General features: G+C 61.4%; 17 protein-coding genes, 1 tRNA gene and 1 pseudogene. 5 read left to right on the top strand and 14 right to left on the bottom strand.

The genetic code is table 11. The annotated features are described in order from the left end of the window. Positions 1-122 precede the first annotated feature (122 nt). The 3 genes from araH to ACW5W4_RS15185 all read right to left on the bottom strand — a co-directional run bounded on the left by araH (position 123) and on the right by ACW5W4_RS15185 (position 3,718). Complete coding sequence (gene araH / locus ACW5W4_RS15195; RefSeq protein WP_456689936.1) at positions 123-1,124, bottom strand: L-arabinose ABC transporter permease AraH; 1,002 nt, start codon at positions 1,122-1,124, stop codon at positions 123-125. 48 nt (positions 1,125-1,172) lie between these two features. Next, positions 1,173-2,669: an L-arabinose ABC transporter ATP-binding protein AraG gene (araG, locus tag ACW5W4_RS15190; RefSeq protein ID WP_456689935.1), complete on the bottom strand. Its 1,497-nt coding sequence runs from the start codon at positions 2,667-2,669 to the stop codon at positions 1,173-1,175. Between the two features lie 65 nt (positions 2,670-2,734). After that, a complete protein-coding gene (locus ACW5W4_RS15185) occupies positions 2,735-3,718 on the bottom strand; it encodes an arabinose ABC transporter substrate-binding protein (protein WP_456689934.1) in 984 nt (327 codons plus the stop codon). A 360-nt stretch (positions 3,719-4,078) separates the two neighbouring features. On the opposite strand from ACW5W4_RS15185, the gene ACW5W4_RS15180 reads away from it, so the two are divergent. Genes ACW5W4_RS15180 through araA form a run of 3 tightly spaced genes read left to right on the top strand, consistent with a single transcriptional unit; the run spans position 4,079 to position 7,980 of the window. Beyond that, a complete protein-coding gene (locus ACW5W4_RS15180) occupies positions 4,079-5,770 on the top strand; it encodes a ribulokinase (protein ID WP_456689933.1) in 1,692 nt (563 codons plus the stop codon). After that, entirely contained in the window at positions 5,767-6,465 is a 699-nt protein-coding gene (locus tag ACW5W4_RS15175) for an L-ribulose-5-phosphate 4-epimerase (protein WP_456689932.1), read from the top strand. The genes ACW5W4_RS15180 and ACW5W4_RS15175 overlap by 4 nt, the downstream gene beginning before the upstream one ends. A gap of 15 nt (positions 6,466-6,480) precedes the next feature. Continuing rightward, on the top strand, positions 6,481-7,980 hold the full coding sequence (gene araA, locus ACW5W4_RS15170; RefSeq protein ID WP_456689931.1) for an L-arabinose isomerase: 1,500 nt from the start codon (positions 6,481-6,483) through the stop codon (positions 7,978-7,980). A 515-nt stretch (positions 7,981-8,495) separates the two neighbouring features. On the opposite strand, the gene ACW5W4_RS15165 is transcribed toward araA, so the two are convergent. From ACW5W4_RS15165 to nosR, 8 genes are all read right to left on the bottom strand, one after another. Then, the gene (locus tag ACW5W4_RS15165) at positions 8,496-8,813 is read right to left on the bottom strand and encodes a c-type cytochrome (protein ID WP_456689930.1); all 318 of its coding nucleotides are present in this window, start codon (positions 8,811-8,813) and stop codon (positions 8,496-8,498) included. Between the two features lie 142 nt (positions 8,814-8,955). Continuing rightward, entirely contained in the window at positions 8,956-9,105 is a 150-nt protein-coding gene (tatA, locus tag ACW5W4_RS15160) for a twin-arginine translocase TatA/TatE family subunit (RefSeq protein WP_427260471.1), read from the bottom strand. A gap of 64 nt (positions 9,106-9,169) precedes the next feature. After that, positions 9,170-9,676, bottom strand: a complete 507-nt coding sequence (locus ACW5W4_RS15155) for a nitrous oxide reductase accessory protein NosL (RefSeq protein ID WP_456689929.1) — start codon at positions 9,674-9,676, stop codon at positions 9,170-9,172. Positions 9,677-9,739: 63 nt separating this feature from the next. Beyond that, positions 9,740-10,570 (bottom strand): ABC transporter permease, encoded by an 831-nt coding sequence (locus ACW5W4_RS15150; RefSeq protein ID WP_456689928.1) that lies wholly within the window; start codon positions 10,568-10,570, stop codon positions 9,740-9,742. Next, complete coding sequence (locus ACW5W4_RS15145) at positions 10,567-11,493, bottom strand: ABC transporter ATP-binding protein (protein ID WP_456689927.1); 927 nt, start codon at positions 11,491-11,493, stop codon at positions 10,567-10,569. The genes ACW5W4_RS15150 and ACW5W4_RS15145 overlap by 4 nt, the downstream gene beginning before the upstream one ends. Next, positions 11,490-12,809: a nitrous oxide reductase family maturation protein NosD gene (locus ACW5W4_RS15140; protein WP_456689926.1), complete on the bottom strand. Its 1,320-nt coding sequence runs from the start codon at positions 12,807-12,809 to the stop codon at positions 11,490-11,492. The genes ACW5W4_RS15145 and ACW5W4_RS15140 overlap by 4 nt, the downstream gene beginning before the upstream one ends. Before the next feature lie 59 nt (positions 12,810-12,868). Beyond that, the gene (gene nosZ, locus ACW5W4_RS15135; protein WP_456689925.1) at positions 12,869-14,776 is read right to left on the bottom strand and encodes a TAT-dependent nitrous-oxide reductase; all 1,908 of its coding nucleotides are present in this window, start codon (positions 14,774-14,776) and stop codon (positions 12,869-12,871) included. Between the two features lie 64 nt (positions 14,777-14,840). Continuing rightward, a complete protein-coding gene (nosR, locus tag ACW5W4_RS15130) occupies positions 14,841-17,021 on the bottom strand; it encodes a transcriptional regulator NosR (RefSeq protein WP_456689924.1) in 2,181 nt (726 codons plus the stop codon). A gap of 454 nt (positions 17,022-17,475) precedes the next feature. Between nosR and ACW5W4_RS15125 the strand changes: the two are divergent. After that, positions 17,476-17,690: pseudogene (locus ACW5W4_RS15125) on the top strand (transposase); the annotation flags it as partial. A 280-nt stretch (positions 17,691-17,970) separates the two neighbouring features. Here ACW5W4_RS15125 and ACW5W4_RS15120 read toward each other — a convergent pair. Further along, positions 17,971-18,058: transfer RNA gene (locus tag ACW5W4_RS15120), tRNA-Ser, on the bottom strand. Positions 18,059-18,253: 195 nt separating this feature from the next. On the opposite strand from ACW5W4_RS15120, the gene ACW5W4_RS15115 reads away from it, so the two are divergent. Further along, positions 18,254-19,006 carry a DsbA family protein gene (locus ACW5W4_RS15115; RefSeq protein ID WP_408772274.1) on the top strand — a complete coding sequence of 251 codons (753 nt, stop codon included), beginning with the start codon at positions 18,254-18,256 and terminating at the stop codon, positions 19,004-19,006. Positions 19,007-19,069: 63 nt separating this feature from the next. Here the strand turns inward: ACW5W4_RS15115 and galE are convergent, their stop codons facing one another. Next, the gene (gene galE / locus ACW5W4_RS15110; protein ID WP_456689923.1) at positions 19,070-20,089 is read right to left on the bottom strand and encodes a UDP-glucose 4-epimerase GalE; all 1,020 of its coding nucleotides are present in this window, start codon (positions 20,087-20,089) and stop codon (positions 19,070-19,072) included. A gap of 83 nt (positions 20,090-20,172) precedes the next feature. After that, positions 20,173-21,162, bottom strand: coding sequence for an FAD-binding oxidoreductase (locus tag ACW5W4_RS15105; RefSeq protein ID WP_456689922.1), 990 nt, complete (start codon positions 21,160-21,162; stop codon positions 20,173-20,175). Positions 21,163-21,561 lie beyond the last annotated feature (399 nt).

Below are 21,561 nucleotides of genomic sequence, written 5' to 3'. Positions count from 1 at the left end.
CGGCGTGGAAACAACCTATTTTCGCAAGCGGCCTGATGTGAATTTATTGAACTGGCTCACAGCTTGCTTGAAGGAGGCACCAGACCAGCGAGGGCCGATCTGGTGCCTGAGGGAGCAATCGCTCAGACGCGCGCCTTGCGCACCTGCTTGTAGCGGTCGAACAAGACGGCGGCGAGCAGGATGAGGCCACGCACCACGTACTGGGCGAAGGGGGAGATGTTGAGCAGGTTCATGGCGTTCTCCATCAGCCCCAAGATCAGCACCCCGGCGATGATGTAGGAGATCTTGCCGATGCCTCCCTTCATGGAGACCCCACCCAGCACGCAGGCGGAGATCACCACCAGCTCGAAGCCGATGGAGGTCATGGGCTGGCCCGAGGTCATGCGCGACGCCAGTATGATGCCGGCGATGGAGGCAATGAGCCCGGTCATGGTGAAGATGATGATCTTGGTGCGCACCACGTTGACCCCGGCCAGACGCGCCGCCTCCTCGTTGCCCCCCATGGCCAGGGTGTTGCGACCGAAGGTGGTCTTGTTGAGCAGCAGGCCAAACAGCACGAAGCAGACCGCCGTCAGCCAGATGGGCGTCGGGATCCCGAGCAGGGCGGAGTTGCCGAGCTCGAAGAAGCCCTCCTCCACTATGCCCACCGCCTTGCCGTCGGAGATGATGTAACCCACCCCGCGCGCCATCTGCATGGTGGCGAGGGTGGTGATGAGGGCGTTGATCTTGAATTTGGCCACCACTATGCCGTTGATGAGGCCAAACAGCACCCCCACCGACATGCCGGCCAGGATGCCGACCGTGATGCTCTCGGTAGCGTTGATGCCCACGGCGCAAGCGACGCCGGAGCAGGCCACTACGGAGCCCACCGACATGTCGAACTCGCCTGAGGCGAGGCAGAACAGCATGCCGCAGGCCACCATGCCCGACATGGAGACGGCCAGACCCAGGCCCCGCATGTTGATCAGGCTGGCGAAGTTGGGCACCAGCACGCAGGCCAGCAGGAACAGGATGGCGAAGATCACCAGCATGCCGTATTGATCCCAGATGCGGGCCAGTTGCAGGCGGGTGCCGCTCGCCGTGGCGGCGCTGGCGGCCTGACCGACTGAGGTAGTTGTTGTCATGGTTATTCTCCTGAAAATTCCGGGTGCTATCTCGTTGCAGTCAGCGGGTCAACGGGCCGGCATGGCCAGATTGAGCGCCTTGACCTCGTCGGCCTCGTCGTGGGAAAGCTCGCCGGCTATCTCCCCCTCCCGCATGACCAGGATCCGATCCGCGATGCCCAGCACCTCCGGCAGCTCGCTTGAGACCACCACCACGGCGATGCCCACCTTGGCCAGATCGTAAATCACGTTGTAAATCTCGTTCTTCGCCCCGACGTCTATGCCCCGGGTCGGCTCGTCGAGCAGGATCACCTTCATGTCTTCGGAGAGCCAGCGCCCCAGAATGGCCTTCTGCTGGTTGCCGCCGGAGAGGTTCATGATGGCCTGATGGGGAGACGGGGTCTTGACCCCCATGTCGCGGATCCTGAGCCTCGCGTTTTCGTCCTCCCACTGCTGGTTTATCCAGAAGCCCCCCCACGCCTTGTGGCGGCGGGCGCTGATGTTGATGTTCTCCTGCACCGAGTGGATGGGGATGATGCCGAGGGCCTTCCTGTCTTCGGTGCAGAGCATGATGCCGCTGCGAATGGCGTCGATGGGGCTCTGAATGACCACAGATTTGCCAAACACCGCTATCTCACCGCCTCGGGGCTGCTCGGCGCCGAAGATGAGTTTCATCAGCTCGCTGCGCCCGGCCCCCACCAGCCCGAAGATGCCGAGGATCTCCCCGCGCCTGACCTCGAGCGACACCGGCGCCTTGAGGCCGGGCCCCATGAGGTTCTCTACCTTGAGGCCCGCCTCGCCGAGTGCCCTCGGGCTGTAGCCATAGATGTCGGTCAGCTCCCGACCCACCATGGTCTTGACCAGCAGGTCCCGGTCCACCTCGGCCATGGAGGCGAAGGTGCGCACGAACTGGCCATCCTTGAAGACGGTGATGGCATCGCACAGGGCGAAGATCTCGTCCATCCGATGGGAGACGTAGAGAATGACCTTGCCCTCGTCCCGCAGCTGGCGAATGACCCGAAACAGCTGATCTATCTCGCGCGACGACAGGCTGCTGGTCGGCTCGTCGAAGGCGATGACGCTGGCATCCCGGGTCAGGGCCTTGGCGATCTCCACCATCTGCCATTGACCCAGGGACAGGTACTTGAGCGGCGTCTCAGGCGACACATCCATGCCGAGGCGCGCCAGCTGTTTCGCCGCATCCTGGTAGAGCTTCTCCCGATCGATGACGCCGCGCCGGGTCGGCAACTGCCCCAGGTAGATGTTCTCGGCCACGCTCATCTCGGGCACCAGATGCAGCTCCTGATAGATGATGGCGATCCCGCTCTCCAGGGCGTCGACCGTGTCTTGAAACACCTTCTCCTGACCGGCCAGCTTCACCACCCCTGTGGTGGGGGCCTGAAAGCCGCTCAGGATCTTGAGCAGGGTGGATTTGCCCGCGCCGTTCTCCCCCATCAGCGCGTGCACCGAGCCCTGCTGGCAGGAGAAGGAGACGTTCTGCAGCGCCTTGACACCGGGGAACTCCTTGCTGATGCCGCAAAACTCCAGATATGGAACTTGATTCATGAGATGACTCCAGCCAGCCGGCACGGCGCACTCCGCCATGCCGGCATGGGTATCAGGGTTGGCGATCACAGCCCTTTCTTCTGCAGCTCGGCCTTGAAGTTGCCCCGGGTGATGAGCACCACGTCGGTCACCTCGGTGAACTTGGCAGGCTCGGCACCGTTGACGACCCAGTCATGGAGCATCTGGATGCTCTTGTAGCCGTGCACGTCCGGGCTTGGCAGCAGGGAGCCGAGGAAGCCGGTGGCGCTGGACTTGGAGAGCTCGTTCACCGCATCCACCCCGTTGATGCCGATGCCGATGACGTTCTCGGCCTTGAAGCCCTGCCCTTCGGTGGCGCGCACGCCGCCGAGCACAGTGTTGTCATTCATGCCGACAATGAGCCAGTTTTTGACCTCGGGGTGTTGCACCAGCATGGAGTTGGCGGCGTCCAACGCCCCCGGAATGTCGTTGGCCTTGGTGGGGGAGCGGTAGATCTGGCCTTCGGGGAAGCCGGCTGCCTTGAGCGCGCCCAGGGAGCCCTCGACCCGGCGACGGGCGGTATCGAGCTCGTCGGCGGTGATGGCGAGCACGGCTGTCGTTTTCACGTCCCACTGGCGTTTTTGCATCTCCTGGTAGAGCTCCTGGCCCTGACGCTCGCCAATCTTGGTGGCGGCCATCATCACCAGGGGCACCTGCTCCATGGGCTGGCCCTTGGCATTGACGAACTGGTCATCCACCGTGATCACCTTCAGACCCATGCTGTTGGCCTTGGCCATGATGGCGGACCCAAGCTTGGGGTCTGGGGTGCAGATGACGAAGCCCTTGGCGCCATTGGCCGCCAGGCTGTCGATGGCATTGAGGGTCTTCTCCCCATCGGGCACGGCTATCTTGATCACCTCGAAGCCCAGATCCTTGCCCGCCTTGTCGGCGAAGTTCCACTCGGTCTGGAACCAGGGCTCTTCGGGCTGCTTGACCAGGTAGCCGAGCTTGAGCGCCTCGGCCGCCAAAGCAGAATTTGCCATACCAAGGGCAAACCCCATTGCGATCATGCCTTTAACGATTTTGTTCATGCGAGTGTCTCCAACGGTGCTATCAATCCATGTATCCACGCAGAGCTGTTCGTCGAGTCAATCAAGTCACAGCCATATAAAAACATGCTTAAACAGGATGTTATTGTTGTTGCTGGTTGAGCGAACCAAGTTGTAATCGTTTTCACATGGAAAAATGGAGAGCAGGATCACGCCATGAGATTGCAGCCATTTCGTCTATATATTTAGCAAAATTGTCACATATCCATTTCTGGATGGCCGTCACCCTCTCGCACTGACAGCGTTAAAATCCATATTTCCAGCAGCCAATGGCTAACCGCCCCTCCTGCCCATCTCCTATGGTTCCCCCCAGTCACCCCTCATTGATGGTCAGGAGCACTTATGTCTGAGCACCTCAGATCCGACCCCATAGTCATCGGACTCGATTTCGGCAGCGACTCGGTCAGGGCACTCGCCGTGCGCTGCCAGGACGGCGCCGAGCTGGCGACCCATGTCGTCTATTACCCACGCTGGCAGGCCGGCCACTACTGCCAGCCGGTCAACAACCAGTTCCGCCACCACCCCCTCGACTACATCGAATCCATGGAGCAGGCGGTGGTCAACGTGGTCGGTCAACTGTCCGTCGAGCAGCGCGCCGCCGTGCGCGGCATCGGAGTGGACAGCACAGGCTCCACCCCGGCCCCCATCGATGAGGAAGGGCGAGTGCTGGCCCTGCGCCCGGAGTTTGCCGACAACCCCAACGCCATGTTCGTGCTGTGGAAGGATCACACCGCCATCGAGGAGGCCGAGGCCATCACGGCCCTGTGCCACGGCGGCCAGTTCCCCGACTACAGCCGCTACATAGGTGGCATCTACTCCTCCGAGTGGTTCTGGGCCAAGATACTGCACGTCTCCCGAGCCGATGCGGCAGTGCGCGCCGCCGCCTGCAACTGGGTCGAGCTGTGCGACTGGGTGCCCGCCATACTGAGCGGCACCCAGGCCCCGGCCACCCTCAAGCGCGGACGCTGCGCCGCCGGTCACAAGTCTCTCTGGCACCCGAGCTGGGGCGGCCTGCCATCCGCCGACTTTCTCAACGCCCTGGATCCCCTGTTGACCGAAGATCTCGACTTCCCCCTCTTTACCGACAGCTGGACCGCCGATCTGCCGGTCGGCACCCTAACCCCGGAGTGGGCCGAGCGGCTGCACCTCTCCTGCGAGGTGGTGATAGCGGGGGGCGCCTTCGATTGCCACATGGGGGCGGTGGGGGCCGGTGCCGGCAACAATGCCCTGGTCAAGGTGATAGGCACCTCCACCTGCGACATCCTGATCGCGGACGAGGCCACCATAGGCGAGCGTGCCATTGCCGGGATCTGCGGCCAGGTGGACGGCAGCGTGGTGCCGGGGATGGTGGGGCTGGAGGCGGGACAATCGGCATTCGGCGACATCTATGCCTGGTATCAGCGCCAGCTCGGCTGGCCCCTTGAGAGCCTCGCCGCCCAATACCCCGAGCTGCGTACCGCCATCGAGCGCCACAAGCAGGAACTGTTGCCGAGCCTCGCCGCCGCCTGGGAGCAGCAGCGCGATCTCGCCCACCTGCCGGTGGTGCTCGACTGGTTCAACGGTCGGCGCACCCCTTATGCCAACCAGCGCCTGCAGGGCACCCTCACCGGGATCAACCTCGGCACGGATGCGCCCGACTTGTTCGGCGCCCTGGTGGCCTCCACCGCCTTCGGCGCCCGCAGCATCATGGAGTGCATGACGAGCCAGCAGGTGCCGGTGGAGCAGGTCATTGCGCTGGGCGGCATTGCCCGCAAATCAACGACTGTGATGCAGACCTGCGCCGATGTGATGAACAGACCCATCCAGGTGGTGGCCTCGGATCAGTGCTGCGCCCTGGGGGCGGCCATCTTTGCCGCCGTGGCGGCCGGGATCCATGGTGATGTGGCTGATGCCCAGCGCCATATGGCGAGCGCCGTGGAGCGCACCCACCAGCCGGATCCGGTGCGGGTCGCCGAGTATGAGCGGCTCTACCAGCGCTACCTCGCCTGGGGCGCCGCCGCCGAGCCCCTCTACAACCGGGGGGCACTGGCATGAGCCTCAACACCCTCAAGGAGCAGGTACTCGCCGCCAACCTGGATCTGCCGCGCCACGGTCTGGTGACCTTCACCTGGGGCAACGTGAGCGGCATAGACCGGGAACAGGGTCTGGTGGTGATTAAACCGAGCGGCGTCAGCTACGAGCGGATGCGGGCCGAGGACATGGTGGTGCTGGATCTCGCGGGCAAGCAGGTGGAGGGCGCCCTGCGTCCCTCCTCCGACACCGCCACCCACCTGGTGCTCTATCGCACCTATCCCGAACTTGGCGGCGTGGTGCACACCCACTCCACCCATGCCACCGCCTGGGCCCAGGCGGGGCGAGCCATTCCGATTTTCGGCACCACCCAGGCCGACTACTTCCACGGCGAGATCCCCTGCTCCCGCCTGCTCACCCCGGGGGAAGTGGAGGAGGACTACGAGGGGCTGACCGGTCATCTCATCGTCGAAACTCTCAAGCAGACCCCCATCCTCACCATGCCGGGGGTGCTGGTGGCCAACCACGGCCCCTTCAGCTGGGGCAAGGATGCGGATGATGCGGTGCACAACGCCGTGGTGCTGGAAGAGGTGGCCCGCATGGCCTGGCTCACCGGCCAGATCAACCCCGCAGCCAGCCCCCTGCCCGATTACCTGCTGGAGAAGCACTACCAGCGCAAGCATGGCAAACACGCCTATTACGGCCAGACAAAAGCGTAAAAAGAGGACACCAAGATGGAATTGATGAAACAGCTGGAAGTGTGGTTCCTGGTCGGCAGCCAGCACCTGTATGGCGCCACCACCTTGAAGCAGGTGGCCGATCACGCCCACACCATCGCCAGCCAGCTCAACGAGGGGGCGAATCTGCCCCTCAAGATAGTGCTCAAGCCCACAGGCACCACCCTCGATGAGATAAGCGCGGTGGCCCGGGATGCCAACCACGACGAGCGCTGCGTGGGGCTCATGGTGTGGATGCACACCTTCTCCCCCGCCAAGATGTGGATCCCGGCCCTGAGTCAGCTGCAAAAACCCCTGCTGCAATTTCACACCCAGTTCAACCGGGATCTGCCCTGGAGCGAGATCGACATGGACTTCATGAACCTGAACCAGACAGCCCATGGCGGGCGCGAGTTCGGCTTCATGGGAGCCCGGCTGCGGCTACCGCGCACCGTGGTGGTGGGCCACTGGCAGGATGAGGAAGCCAGGCAGAAGATAGGCAACTGGATGCGCATAGCCGCCGCCATCCACGACAGCCGCCACCTCAAGATCGCCCGCTTTGGCGACAACATGCGCAACGTGGCGGTCACCGAGGGCGACAAGATAGAGGCCCAGATCCAGTTCGGCTATCAGGTGAACTACCACCCGGTGGGGGATCTGGTCAAGGTGATCGACGCCGTGCCTGACAGCGACATCGAGGCGCTGCTGGCCGAATACGAGCAGACCTACACCCTGACCGAGGCGGTGCAGGCGGGCGGGGTGCTTCGCGCCTCCCTCTATGAGGCGGCGCGCCAGGAGCTGGGGATGAAGAAATTCCTCACCGACGGCGGCTTCGGCGCCTTTACTACCACCTTCGAGGATCTCCACGGCCTGCACCAGCTGCCGGGGCTGGCCTGCCAGCGCCTGATGCAGCAAGGCTTCGGCTTTGGGGCCGAAGGGGACTGGAAGACCGCGGCTCTGCTGCGCACCCTCAAGGTGATGGGGGCAGGACTGCCGGGGGGCGCCTCCTTCATGGAGGACTACACCTACCACCTGGAGGCGGGCAACAACCTGGTGCTGGGGGCCCACATGCTGGAGGTCTGCCCCTCCATCGCCGCCGATAAACCCGTGCTGGATGCTCAGCACCTGGGGATTGGCAAGAAGGCCGATCCGGCCCGCCTGCTGTTTGCGGCCCCGGCCGGCAAGGCGGTCAATGCCAGCCTCATCGACTTGGGCAACCGCTTCAGGCTGGTGGTCAATCAGCTCGAAGTGGTCGACCTGCCAGAGGCCATGCCCAAACTGCCGGTGGCCAGCGCCCTGTGGCAGCCCATGCCCGACCTGCAGACCAGCGCCGAGGCCTGGATCCTGGCGGGCGCCGCCCACCACTCGGTGTTCACCCAGGCGGTAGACATCGAGCAACTGCGCACCTTCGCCGACATCCTGGGCATAGAGTGCGTGGTGATTGACGAGCACACCCGCATCCCCGCGCTCAAGGAGCAGCTGCGCTGGAACGAGGTGTATTACAAGCTGTGCCGCTGATTGCCCGGCAAGGGTGCTGGCGGTTTCAACGGCCGGCATTGCCGAGCCGCGCTATCCCCTATGGGGTAACCTGAGCGCAGGCCCGGGTCATCCCCATCAAGCTGACACAGGGACTGCTTCGCCAGTCCCTGTTTCATTGATGCTTTCGCAGGAGGATCGGATGGGTGCCATGGCGCAGATCCTGGCATGGCCTCGGCCATCTCCTCCCCCAGCACAGCCGCCGACTGTCCAGCCGAAAGGGATCAGGATGGAATGAGCATACAAGTGGCGCACTACAAAGCGCAGAGACGAAAAAGTCAAAGCGAGTCAATCAGTTGGGCTATGCAGGCTGTGATCTGTCTAGGCAAGTCGGAGCGATTCAGGGGTCGGTTGGCCAACCTGACTGAACTCCCGGAACAACTGGCCAAACGACACCGGCACCACAACGTGCCCGAGACCATCATCAGCATTCAACTGAGGTATCGCCAATCACCCCAGCATTCACACCAGGCTTCAGCGCGAGTCCAAGCGGCTTGTTATTTTTTATGGCTGAGCACCCATTCGGCCAAGGTCTTGGCCTCCTCTTCCGTGACGGCGTTGGCCGGCATGGGCACGGCCCCCCAGACGCCCTGGGTACCATTCTTGATGCGGCCAGCCAACAGGGTGGCCGCGTCTGCCTGTCCGGCATACTTGGCGGCGACCTCCTTGAGTGAGGGGCCGACCAGCTTGGCATCCACCATGTGGCAACCCACGCAAGGCTTGCTCTTGAATAACGTCTCGCCGTCAGTTGCCATGGCCGGTTGCAGACAAACAGCAGCCCCCAGGGCAAGCAGTGAAAACACGTTTCTTTTCATATTGGTATTTCCTTATGTTGATGGAGGCAGCAATGCCCCGCTTGGTATCCGGCCACTCGCATTCCGCATTCCGCATTCCGTCATGCTGGCGGCCGACGCGACCAAGGGCTGCAGAGATTGGGGGTAACCGGATGATGTTTTCTTACTGGCTCTCTTTATCGCCCAGCATGTTACGAAATCCCCGCACGGCCTTGCCCAGATCAGAACCTATGCCACCCAGGCGTCCGGTGCCAAACAACACGATGACAATGGCGAGAATAATCAAGAGCTTCCAAACGCTGATCCCCATCATGGGAGCATCCTCCTGCGATGTAATGAGTGATAAGGGATGAATAAATGTGGTCGGTGCCAGCCTATCAATGGGTCGCCGGGCTGCCGTGCGGTTCAGCTGGATGGGACTGGGGATCAGGTTGCAGCAAGGCAAGATCTATCTGCTCGAACCGCACCAGCCTGCCGCCCTGGCTGGTTGCAAACCTTTCGGCATCCTCCTCGCGGGCGAACGAGGCCAGTGCAGCCCCCATGGCCCCCTTCAGGTTGGCGCCGACGACATAGAAGGCCTGTCGGGCATCGATGAGGGCATCATCATCCGGTTTTTCCCAGGTCGAGCGTGCCATGTCATGCACATACAGGGTGACATCTTGTTCCCGGTTCTCCGGTTGCAGCCACCAGCCAAACATCTCGGCCGTAGAGCAGAATTTCATCGCACCCTGTTTAGCCACCGCCTCGCCCTTGGGGCCGGGAAAGCCGGTGATCGCCATGCCGCAGATGTGACACTCGTCGCCGGAGTGAAAGGCGACGGGATCATAAATGTGCGGGTTCGAGCCGACATCGTTGCAACCGGCCAGCGCCAGCAGCAGGGCCATCAGGCTGCCTTTAAGACAAAAACTATTTGAATTCAGCATATTACTATCCTTGTTATACCCGGCTCAGACCGAGCGACGACGAAACACGGCATAAGCCAGCCACAGCGACACGCCGACCCACAACAACAGGCAGAACCCAAGCATGTCGGTAGAAAAGGGCAATTCGCTCCCGAGGGAGAGCACCCCCAAGCCGCCACTCTCCCCTTCGAAGCCGGAGAGGTTGATCAGCCGATAGATATCGGCCGGATTGAGCAATAGCAGCCAGGGCAGGAGGGTGGCGCTGAAATGGCCCTCGCTCAGCACCAGCAGTGCCAGCAACAGCAGATCAAACACCAGCACGAACAGGAACCAGACGCCCAGTGCCAACCCGGCGGCACGGGACTTCTCGCTGACCTTGCTGCTCAGTACATAGGCCATGGCGAGGAAGACCCAGCCCAGCAGGGTGGATGACACCATGAAACGGCCGAACGCCCAGACCAGGGTGGAGAGGGAGATGTCATCCACCAGCACGGCAATGGCCAGGGCGGCGCAGCCAAAACCGAGCAGGGTCGCCAGTGCCAGGATCAGGCCGTGACCGACAAACTTGCCCATCAGGATCTGGCCGTGGCCGAGGGGATAGGTCAGCAGCAGCATCAGAGTGCCGCTCTCCTCCTCGCCAACAATGGCGTCATAGGCCAGCAGCAAGGCGATGAGGGGCATCAGGAAGGTCGCAAGGCTCGCCAGACTGGCGATGGTGGCGGGAATGGAGGTAAATCCCAGCTGGCCGGAGGCGGCAGCACCGAGCCAGGCAATGCCGACCGCCAGCACCGCAAACAGCAGGCTGATGGCCAGTAGCCAGCGGTTGCGCAGACCATCGCTGAACTCCTTGCGGGCAATGTTCCAGACCTGATTCATGGCCGTACCTCCTTCCGGTTCACCTGATCGGCTCGCGCCATGTAGTGGCAATAGAGATCCTCCAGCGAAGGTTGATGCACCTCTATGTCACCGGGCTCGCATTCCCCCAATAACTCGCGCAGCAACGCCAGCTTGTGGCCGTTGTGCACCACCACTTCCACGCTCCGTGCATCGAGCAAGCGAGTCTGGTGGCCCGCCTCCCGCCAGCGGCCAATCCAATGGTTGCCATCCTCCAATCCGTGGATGCGCATCCGCACCGGCAAGCCCGTGTCGGCGCGCAACTGGGCGAGATCACCCACGGCTTGCAAGCGGCCACCGGCCAGAATGGCGACGCGATTGAGGTGGGCCTCCACCCCGGCAAGCGCGTGGGAGCAGAGGATGATGCTGGTGCCCCCCTGGCGCAGGCGATCGATCAGCTGATAGAGCTCTTGGGTGGCGATGGGATCCAGCCCCACCGTGGGTTCATCGAGCAACAGCAGACGCGGCTCGCCAAGCAGTGCCTGGGCCAGACCGAGCCGCTGGCGCATCCCCTTGGAGTAAGTCTTCACCCGACGCGTCGCCGCATGGCTGAGCCCGACCTGGTCCAGCAACTCCACCACCTGCTCGGGGGGCGCCCCCCGCAGACGGGCAAAATGGGCGAGGGTCTCCCGCCCCGTGAGCTGTGGATAAAAGGTTACGTTTTCCGGCAGATAACCGAGCTGACGGCGCACGTTGAGATCCTGTGGCCGACCGCCGAGTACCTGCACCCGCCCTTCACTCGGGCTCAACAGGCCGAGGATCAGCTTCATGCTGGTAGTCTTGCCCGCACCGTTATGGCCGAACAGCCCCAGCACCTCACCTTCCTGCAGGCTCAGGTTCACGTCCTGCAATATGGTCATGCCACCGATGCGCTGGTGTACGCCCTGAATGTCGACCGCGTTCATGAGGGGTTCTCCTGTGGATGAGGGGCGATGGCGGGAGGCTGCATCAGCGGGTAGCTATCCTGCACGCCGGGAGATTTGATGATGGGGAAGGCGCGCTGGGCCCAGCGCAACCCCTCGATGCCGGGGCTGTTCATCAGCAGTCGGACCTGTGGATAGCGCCAGAGCAGCCTGTCCACGTTGTCGTTCGGTTCGTAGGCCACCTCTCCCAACCCGTCGTTGTTACGGTCCCAGCCCAGATAATCGCTCCAGTAGTTGCCGCGGCCCGCCACCGACCACTCCTGCCGCCGGGAGGCGACATATTTGACCTGTTGCCGATTGTTAATAAAGGCGTTGTCGCTGATGAGGTTGTCTTCCGAACCCGCAGTGAGATGGATCCCCAGCGCACTGCTCTCGAAACGGTTGTGCTCGATGCGGTTGAAGAGCGAGTTGTAGATGAACAACGCCTTGCCCTCGGAACCGGAGATCATGCCTTCGCCCGCGCCCCCGTCACGAACCTCAGTGACCAGATTGTCCCTGAGGGTGGAGTAGGTGATGTAGTTCATCAGGATCCCGTAGTTTTGATCCTGCTCGGAACGGTTGCCGATCACGGTCAACTTGCGACTCTGCATGAGCGCATAACCGGTGCGGGTGCGGCGGGTCAGGTTGCCGATCACCCGGTTATCGTTGGAAAACATGTAATGAATGCCGTAGCGCAGATCTTCCAGCTGATTGCCTTCGAGGCTGTTGCCGTTGGAGGTGTCGATATAGATGCCGTCACGGGCATGGCGTACCCGATTACCGATGACCCGCGCCCCGTGCACGGCATAGAGATGAATGCCATTGCCACGATCCTGCGAGCGCAGTCGCAGCTCTCCCTCGATCACGTTATCCAGCAGGCTGACGTTGCTCGTGCCATCCACCCAGATCCCGCTGGCCGGTCCTTGCATCCGATTGGCCTGCACCTTGGCGTGACTGGCTTCCCGCTGGATGAAGACAGCGGCATTGAGCTTGGTGAGGTTGTTACCCCAGTTGGTCAGAGTGCAGCCCTGCACCGTCACGTTCGGCGCGGCGATGGTGAGGGCATTGCCCTCCCCTTCAGCATTGAGCACCGCCCCCGCCTCGCAACGGAGCACCAGGGATTCGTCAATACGGAACTGCCCCCGGTACTCTCCGGCAGGCAGACGCCAACGCGCCTCTCCATCGGGTTGCAAGGGCAGGGAACGAATGGATTGAGGTGCCGCAAAGGCCGCACCAATGCAGCAACATCCCAGCACCAACAGCGCAACAGTGCTCCGGGCCTGCCTTGGCAAGGTCGGTAATACCGATAGAGGGTTCATGTCCTGGATCCTGGATATTCGGGTGGTGTCGATGCCATCGGCACCACCCGACACTATGGTTAGGCTGGCTCGACCAGCATGCGACCAACCATTTCCATGTGGAGTGCATGACAGAACCAACTGCAATAGTACCAATGCAGGCCCGGCTTATCGGCGGTGAAGGTAATGGAGGACGTCTGCTGCGGGCTGATCTCCATGCTGGCGCCATGGTTGACCATGACGAAACCGTGGCTGACATCCTCGATCTGATCGATGTTGGTAATCACCACCGTGACTTCATCCCCCTGCTTGACCTTGAACTCGGTGATCCCATAGGCCGGGGCCATCGAGGTCATGTAGACCCGCACCTTGTTGCCATCGCGGATCACCTTGTTATCGGTCTCCAGCTTGACGCCGTCTTTTGCCGCCATCTCTACGGTGGGTGCGAAGAAAGGATCCTTGCGATCCCACAGCTTGCGGGTCTTGATCTGATCCCGGCGAGCCAGGATGCAGTCGTGGGGCTCGGCGAAAGTGGGACCATCATGCACCAGCTTCATCTCCTCACCGGAGATGTCGATCAGCTGATCGTTTTCCGGGTGGAGCGGGCCGGTAGGCAGGAAACGGTCCTTGGAGAACTTGCACAGCGCCACCAACCATTTGCCATCGGCTTCGCTGGTTTCCGTCAGAGACGCATGCAAGTGGCCGGGTTGATACTGCACATCGAGTTTCTGTCTGATGTAGTCGACCTTCTCGCCCTGATAGGCACGCACCGCGTCGGCCATGTTCCACTTCACCACCTGGCTGTCGATGAACAGCGTGGTATAGGCGTTGCCGCGGCCATCGAAGGTGGTGTGCAACGGACCCAGACCCAGCTCAGGCTCGGCCGCGATCACCTCGCGCGGATCCTTGAGCTTGCCCGCGAACAGATCGTCGAGCTTGGCGATCTCGATCATGCTCACGGTCGGTGACAACTTGCCGTTGGCGATGAAGTACTTGCCGTCGGACGAGGTGTTGCAACCGTGGGGATTTTTTGGCACCGGGATATATCGAGTCAGTTCGGAGCCTTCCCGCCCGTCAACCACCGGCACCTTGGCGTCACCCAGCGTCACGAACTTGCCGGCCTTGATGGCTGCCTCGATACGCGGGATGTTGAATACCACCACCCAGTCACGCTCGTTGCGCATCATGCCGCCCAGATCGTAGGCCTTCTCCGAGTTGTAGCAGGTAGACGCCGCATAGGTGCCGGTGTAGTCCGCATCGGTGTTATCCAGGTTGCCATCGACAATCACCTGGAAGGCCATCTCCATCTTCTCCGCATCGATGACGTTGAACAGGGTGTAGCTGTTTTTATCCTGCAGATCGAAGGTGGTGCCGTCGTTGGGATGGGGAATGACGAACTCGGCGTTGGCAAACACGTACTTGGTGTACGGCACCTTCTGCAGGCGCAGACCGTGAATGGCCTGGACGTTGGGCACCGTCAGCATCTTGTCGCACTTCATGATGTCCAGCCGGATGCGGGCCACCCGGCTATTGGCCTTGTCGTTGATGAACAGGTACTTGCCGTCGTATTTGCCGTCGGTCATGGAGATGTGGGGATGGTGACAATCACCGTTCAGGAACTTGACGCTTTCGCCCATGATGTGGCGGCTTTCATTGGTCAGCCCCCAGCCGGTGGCGGAATCGACGTTGAACACTGGAATACGCATCAATTCACGCATGGAGGGGATGCCCAGGACCCGCACCTCGCCCTGATGACCACCACTCCAGAAGCCGTAGTAGTCATCCAGATCCCCTGGCGCGACATGAATGTTCTGCTTGGCCTCGGAAACGGCCGCGGCCCAGCTCTCCCGGCTCATCACCGCGCCACCAAAGGCCGTGGTGGCCAGCGCGGCCCCCGTCAGGGCGCCTGCCCCCTTGAAGAAGCTGCGACGACTGAGGCCGCCTTGATTCAACGCCTGCTCGGCATTCTCAGGATACTTATCACTCATAAACCGACTCCTTTATCGTTTTTGACGGGGCGAACGGACTCGCCTCACGAGGGTTATTGATTGTTCAGGTTTCAATTGAGGTGACAGGTATCCGTTCAATACCAACCTGTCCTTGGCCGCCACGCTTGGCCTGCTTGTTTTTCATCACTAACGGCAGGCACTTGCGCTCATTGTGATAAGTCATCTGACAATCGAGGCAATAGTGGCATTCGTTGGCGTTGATCCGCCCATCCGGGTGGATGGCCTGGATCTCGCATTCCTTGGCACAGAGCTGGCAGGGGCTGCCGCACTCCTTGCGCCGCTTGAGCCAGTCGAACTGGCGCAGCTTGGTGGGGATCGCCAGCGCAGCCCCCAGCGGGCAGATGTAACGACAGTAGACCTTGCGGGTGAAGAGGTTGATCACCAGCAGTAGCGCGGCGTACAGCACGAACCACCATTGACGATCGAACCCGAGGATGATGGCCGTCTTGAAGGGTTCCACTTCGGCGGCCTGTTCGGCCATCTGCATCGACTCCAGCGAGATGCCGAAAAGTACCAGCAGGATGATGTACTTGATGGCCCAAAGCCGTTCGTGCACCGCAAAGGGAAGTTCGAACTGGCGGACCTTCAGTTTTCGAGCCGCCTCATTGATCAGCTCCTGCAACGCGCCAAACGGGCAGAGCCAGCCACAGAACACGCCACGGCCCCAGAGCAGAATGGTGGCGGCGGTGAAGGTCCAGAGGATGAAGAGGACGGGATCGGTCAGAAACAGCTCCCAGCGAAAATCCTGGAACAGCGCATGGACAAAGGTCAGCACATTGACCACCGAGAGCTGTCCCAGCGCATACCAGCCGATGTAGGTCACGGTGAACAACAGGTATCCACGGCGCAGCCAGTGCAGAAAATGGGGCCGCCGGGTGAACCTGTCCTGGAAGAACAGGATGGTGGTGAGCAGCTGCAGCGCAAGCCCGATGATGCCGATCTGCACGCTCTTCTGGTACCAGATCTTCACCCACAGCGGTCGCGCGGCCTCTTCGGCCGCGGCCAGCTCCTCGGCACTCGGCAAGGGGCGTGTCAGATAGGATTCGGGCAACTGGTAAGCAAGCTCAAAACTGCTGAAGACCCCCTTGACCGGCCCGGTCTGGCGGCGCACCAGCAATTCCAGGCTCCAGGGCGAGCCGGGATCAAATGCCGCATGGGCACGGATGGTAAAGATCGCCATCTCGTCAAACTCAGGCATCCCCTCCGCATAGACATCGTCGAGGCGCTGGAAATCCGAGTCACGGAAACTGATGGTGTCGCCAAACTGGCGCAGTTGCACCCGGTCGAAGATGCCGCCACGCACATAACCCGACCCCTTGAAGGAGTATTCCCCCCTGCCCAGCACGGCGACGGCCTGCTCGCCGGGTTGGAGCGTCTGCATCAGCACCTGGAACTGTTTGTCCCCCAGCAGATTGCGACCTATGGAGGGGGGATTCAGGTGCGCGACGTAGAGATCGATGAAGGTATCGTCAACCTGCTCGGCCGTGGCAGTGCCGACGTCTTGCGCCTCGGTCCCTTTGAACGCCTCATCGACCTGACCACGGGTCAGATGCAACCGGCGGATGGCACCGTTGCCGGTGAGCGTCGCCCAGTTTCCGGGCTCATAGCGATCGGTGCGCACCATGGCAGGCTTGGGTTTCGCACCGATCTTCTCTTCGACCAGACCCAGTGACAACGCCACCTTGTGCGCAGCGTGCATGACGATTTCGTTGACCACCATGGCGGTGACAGTCGCCCCGGTGATGGCATCAATCGTGACCGCATCCGGATCGCTAGAGTGGCCGACCACCACCCGTTGATTCACTCCGACGCCTGCGTATCTGGCATTAAAATCATGCAGCTTCGCTTCCGGAATACCAATCAGCAGGATGGGTTCATGGTGCTCGAGCACATAGGCATCGACGATCACCCCCTTGGGGTCGAGCAATATCTGCATGTTGATGGGCTTGCCCGAGTAGGCGGGAACATTCACGACATCGATGGTCTGGAAGGCATAGCCTATCGGCTTGCCCTCTTTGCTCAGGGTGCGCACCTGATAGGGACCGGCGGCCTTGGAGATAACGACGCCCGGAAAAAACTGCTCGATGCGAGTCTGCTCAACGGGATAGGTTTTCGCTAGCAGGCCCGTGCTGAAGAGGCTCAGCAGCAAGGCCATCGACAGCAATCCCCAGAAACGGTGTGACAAGCACAATGGATAAGGTTCTGACCGCATCATCGACTTCATATGCCTGCTTCCCGCAATAATATGAGTAGAACACCACCTGGGATTGCATCCCTAATCGCTCCGCCGAGTGCAGGGTGGCAACTAATGATGACCATTTAAATCTCATGGTTAGTGCAGGTCAACCTAAATAGTCAAATGAATTACCCATTTTAAATCGCCATCACACTTACGTCCGATCCATCCCTAGATCGGCAACTGAATAACCTCTCCTTTCCTCGCCCCCCAAGAGCCTCACACCGAGGTTCTTCAGGAGATGTTATGAGCAAGCAGCCACCTGATACGGAAGCATTCAATGAATCGCCCCTACTGTCCTAGGCACCTCAAGAGCCTCAAACTGAGGTCATTCAGGAGGTGTTATGAGCAAGCAGCAACGTTACACGGAAGCATTCAATGAATCGCCCCTACTTTCCTAGGCACCTCAAGAGCCTCAAACTGAGGTCATTCAGGAGGTGTTATGAACAAGCAGCAACGTTACACGGAAGCATTCAAACTGGTCGCCGTCAAACAAGTGACTGAGCACCATTACCCAGTAGCAGAGGTCGCCAAGCGGCTCGCTGTTTTCAGCCGCACTATTTACGCTTGGATCCAACGCTACAGCATGACTCCAGCCAGCAAGCCGAAATCCGACACCTCAAGGCCGAACTACGCTGCGTCATCGATGAGCGAGATCACAGCTAGATATGCCTTGTTGACGCTAGCTTGTGCCGTTCTATGCCTACGCTTTGTTAAGCTGTTTTGTTAGCGGCTCTTAGGTGACCGAAAAAAATAGCAAGAGAGGGCCAACGGCCCTCTCTTGCGTTGAATAAATTGAAGGGGAAATAACGATAACCTGTCCAAAGAAGCACTATCGAGGCGCATCGCAACCGACAGCAAATGGCATACCTGGTGGCATACCAGAAATTGCAGATACAAAAAAGCCCAACCGAATCAATCAGTTGGGCTATATATATGGCGGAGGAGGTGGGATTTGAACCCACGGATGGTCGCCCATCGCCGGTTTTCAAGACCGGTGCATTCAGCCGCTCTGCCACCCCTCCGCAGCAGTGCGACGCATATTACCCATGCCCCCCTGCCTTGTAAATCCCCCGACCGACTGTTTGCTGTTTTATTGGGCTATCTGGCGCACATGTCAGACAAAAAGGCTATAAAGTGCGCTTTTTCAAGCGGATGGCTTGACTTGACTCATGAGTAAATCACTATAAGCGGCACTGTCACCCTGTCGGAAAGATGAAATGAAGACGATCAAGCATGCCCTGTTCTGCGCCCTGGCCGGCGCCGCCCTGTTCGTGACCCCCGCCCAGGCCAGCGAGCTCACCAAGTCCGACGTCGAGCAGATAGTGCGTGACTATCTGGTCAAGAACCCGGAGATCCTGGTCGAGATGTCCAATGCCCTGCGCGCCAAGCAGGAGGGCCAGCAGGCCGAGAACGACAAGGCGATGATCAAGGCCCATGGCAAGGAGCTCTTCGCCGCCAAGGATCCCGAGGCGGGCAATCCCAAGGGCAAGCTGACCCTGGTCGAGTTCTTCGACTACAACTGCGGTTACTGCAAGCGGGCCCACCCCCTCATTCAGCAGCTGCTGGCCGCTGACAAGGACATTCGCTACATCTACAAGCAGTTCCCCATCCTGAGCCAGAGCTCCGCCTATGCCGCCCGCGCCGCCCTGGCGGTGCAGCTGAGCCAGCCGGAGAAGTATCAGGCGTTTCATGATGCCCTCTACGCCCACCAGGGTCCCCTGGCCGACGAAGCCCAGATCAAGCGGATTGCCGAGGGCGCCGGTGTGAACTGGAGCAAGGCCGAGGCCAGGTTCAAGGATGCCAGCATCGACAAGGCCCTGGGCACCAACCGGGCGCTGGCCGAGGCCATGGGTATCTCAGGTACCCCGGCCTTCATCATTGGCGACCAGATCCTGCGTGGGGCCCCCCGCGATATGGCCAGCCTGACCGGCGCCATCGAGGACGTGCGCGCCGGCAGGGCCATCCAGTAATCCCCCCTGGCCAACATGAAAAAGCCCCGGCATCGCTGCCGGGGCTTTTTTTCAGGGACGGACTCAGGATAGCGCCGGGTAGCCGTTCGGGTTTTCCCTCTGCCAGCGCCAGGTGTCGATCATCATCTGCTCCAGACCGCGCTCGGCCTGCCAGCCCAGCTCGTCCCGGGCCAGGGTAGGCTCGGCCCAGCACTCGGCGATGTCGCCGGGGCGACGGGGCTTGATCTGGTAGGGAATGGGGCGACCGCTGGCCGCCTCGAACGCCTTGACCATCTCCAGCACGGAGTAACCCTGGCCTGTGCCCAGGTTGTAGGTGAAGACCCCGGTGTCGTGCTCGATGCGGGCCAGCGCCTTGAGATGGCCGATGGCCAGATCCACCACATGGATGTAGTCGCGCACCCCAGTGCCGTCCGGGGTCGGGTAGTCGTTGCCAAAGACCCCCAGCTCCTTGAGCTTGCCGACGCCGACCTGGCTGATGTAGGGCAGCAGGTTGTTGGGAATGCCGTTGGGATCTTCGCCGATGAGGCCGCTCTCGTGGGCGCCGACCGGGTTGAAGTAGCGCAGCAGCACTATGGCCCAGCGGGAGTCTGACTTGGCGAGATCCCGCAGTATCTCTTCGACCATCAACTTGGAGCGGCCATAAGGGTTGGTGGCGCCAGTGGGAAAATCTTCCCGCAGGGGCACAGAGGCGGGATCCCCATAGACGGTGGCCGAGGAGCTGAACACCAGGCGGAACACCCCGGCCCTGGCCATCTCCTCGCACAACACCAGGGTGCCGGTCACGTTGTTCTGGTAGTAGGTGAGCGGGATCTGGCTGGACTCCCCCACCGCCTTGAGGCCGGCGAAGTGGATCACGGAGCCAATCTTGTGGGCGGCGAACAGCCGTTGCAGGCAGTCCCTGTCCAGGATGTCGCCCTCGACGAAGGTGACCGCCTTGCCGGTGATCCGCTCGACCCGTTTGAGGGACTCGGGGGAGGCGTTGGAGAGGTTGTCCAGCACCACCACCTGCTCCCCTTCGTTTAACAGCTCAACCAGGGTGTGAGAGCCGATGTAACCGGCACCACCCGTGACCAGTATTGTCATTTTTTATCCCGTGTTCTGGTGAAACTGGGCAAAGTGTACTCGCCCAGCAACAACGGGAAAAGAGTGTGCTGCCAATGGCGCCCTCAGTAGTCGAGGCTGACATCCCCCCTGGCGGTGCAGGAGCAGGCCAGCGCCACCCCGCTCTCCAGATCCTGGGGGCTCAGGGTCATCACGCTCTGGCGCTCGATATCCCCTTGTGTGGTGCAGCGACAACTGCCACAAACCCCGGCGCGGCAGGCGGCCATCATGGTCTCCCCCGCCCCTTCCAGCGCCGCCAGCAGGGTCTGCCCCGGCAATATCTTCACCTTCTTGCCGCTCTTCTTCAGGGTCAGCCAGAAATAGTCGCCAGCGGTGACAACCGGTGCCGCCTCGGGCAGACCGAACGACTCCTGATGCAGCTGCGCCGCCGGCAGCCCCAGCTCAACCAGCATGGCGCAGACCGCCGCCATGTAGGGGGCGGGCCCGCACAGATAGACGTGGCGACTCAGGAGGTCGGGCGCCAGCTCTTTGAGCATGTCCGGACTGAGCCGACCGACCCAGGGGTGAGTCTCGGGGGCTTGCTCCAGCACCAGCGCGTGGCGCACCCCTGGATGAGCCTCGGCCAGCGCGGCCAATTCATCCGCGAAGATCACGTCCTCGGAAGAGCGGGCGCTATGGATAAAGCGGATGTCCGCGTCCGGCCGTCTGGCCAATTCGTCCCGCAGCATGGCCCACATGGGGGTGATGCCGGAGCCGGCGCTCAGCAGCAGCGGCCGCTCGCAGGGGAGCGCCGTCAGATTGAAGTCGCCGAAGGGGCCCTCGGCCCGGATCTCGTCCCCCACTTGCAGGCGCTGGTGCAGATGGTGGGAGACCCTTCCTACGTCCTTGATGGTCACCTGCCAGCAAGGATCCTGCGGGCTGGAGGAGAGGGTGTAGGCGCGGCACAGGGTCTGGCCGTCTATCTCGGTGTGCAGGGTGACGCACTGACCGGCCAGCACGGGGGGCAGCGTGCCCTCGGTGGCGACAAACTGCCAGCTGGTCACATCATGGGTTTCTGCAAGGCGGCCGATGCAGCGCAGGGTGAGAGAGGTCATTGCAAGGCTCCTCTTTTAGAAAGGGGTCGTGGAACTGTGTCATGGAAAAAAGGCGAGCCATCAGGCTCGCCAAACGCTTACAACTTGCTGAGCGTGTAAGACTGGCTATAGCGGCAGCCCGTGCCGATCAGGCCGCCAGGATCTCGGTGAGATCGGCTTCGGCGGTGGTGGTGCCCTTGAGGCCGGACTCTGTCTCCAGCACCTTGATCAGGCCGCCAGGATCTCGGCGAGATCGGCTTCGGCGGTGGTGGTGCCCTTGAGACCGGACTCTGTCTCCAGCACCTTGATCAGGCCGCCAGGATCTCGGCGAGATCGGCTTCGGCGGTGGTGGTGCCCTTGAGGCCGGACTCTGTCTCCAGCACCTTGATCAGGCCGCCAGGATCTCGGCGAGATCGGCTT

It is taken from the genome of Aeromonas crassostreae (assembly GCF_054052445.1).
Note: the sequence above shows the minus strand (reverse complement) of the source record. Positions and strands in the feature narration are given on the sequence as shown.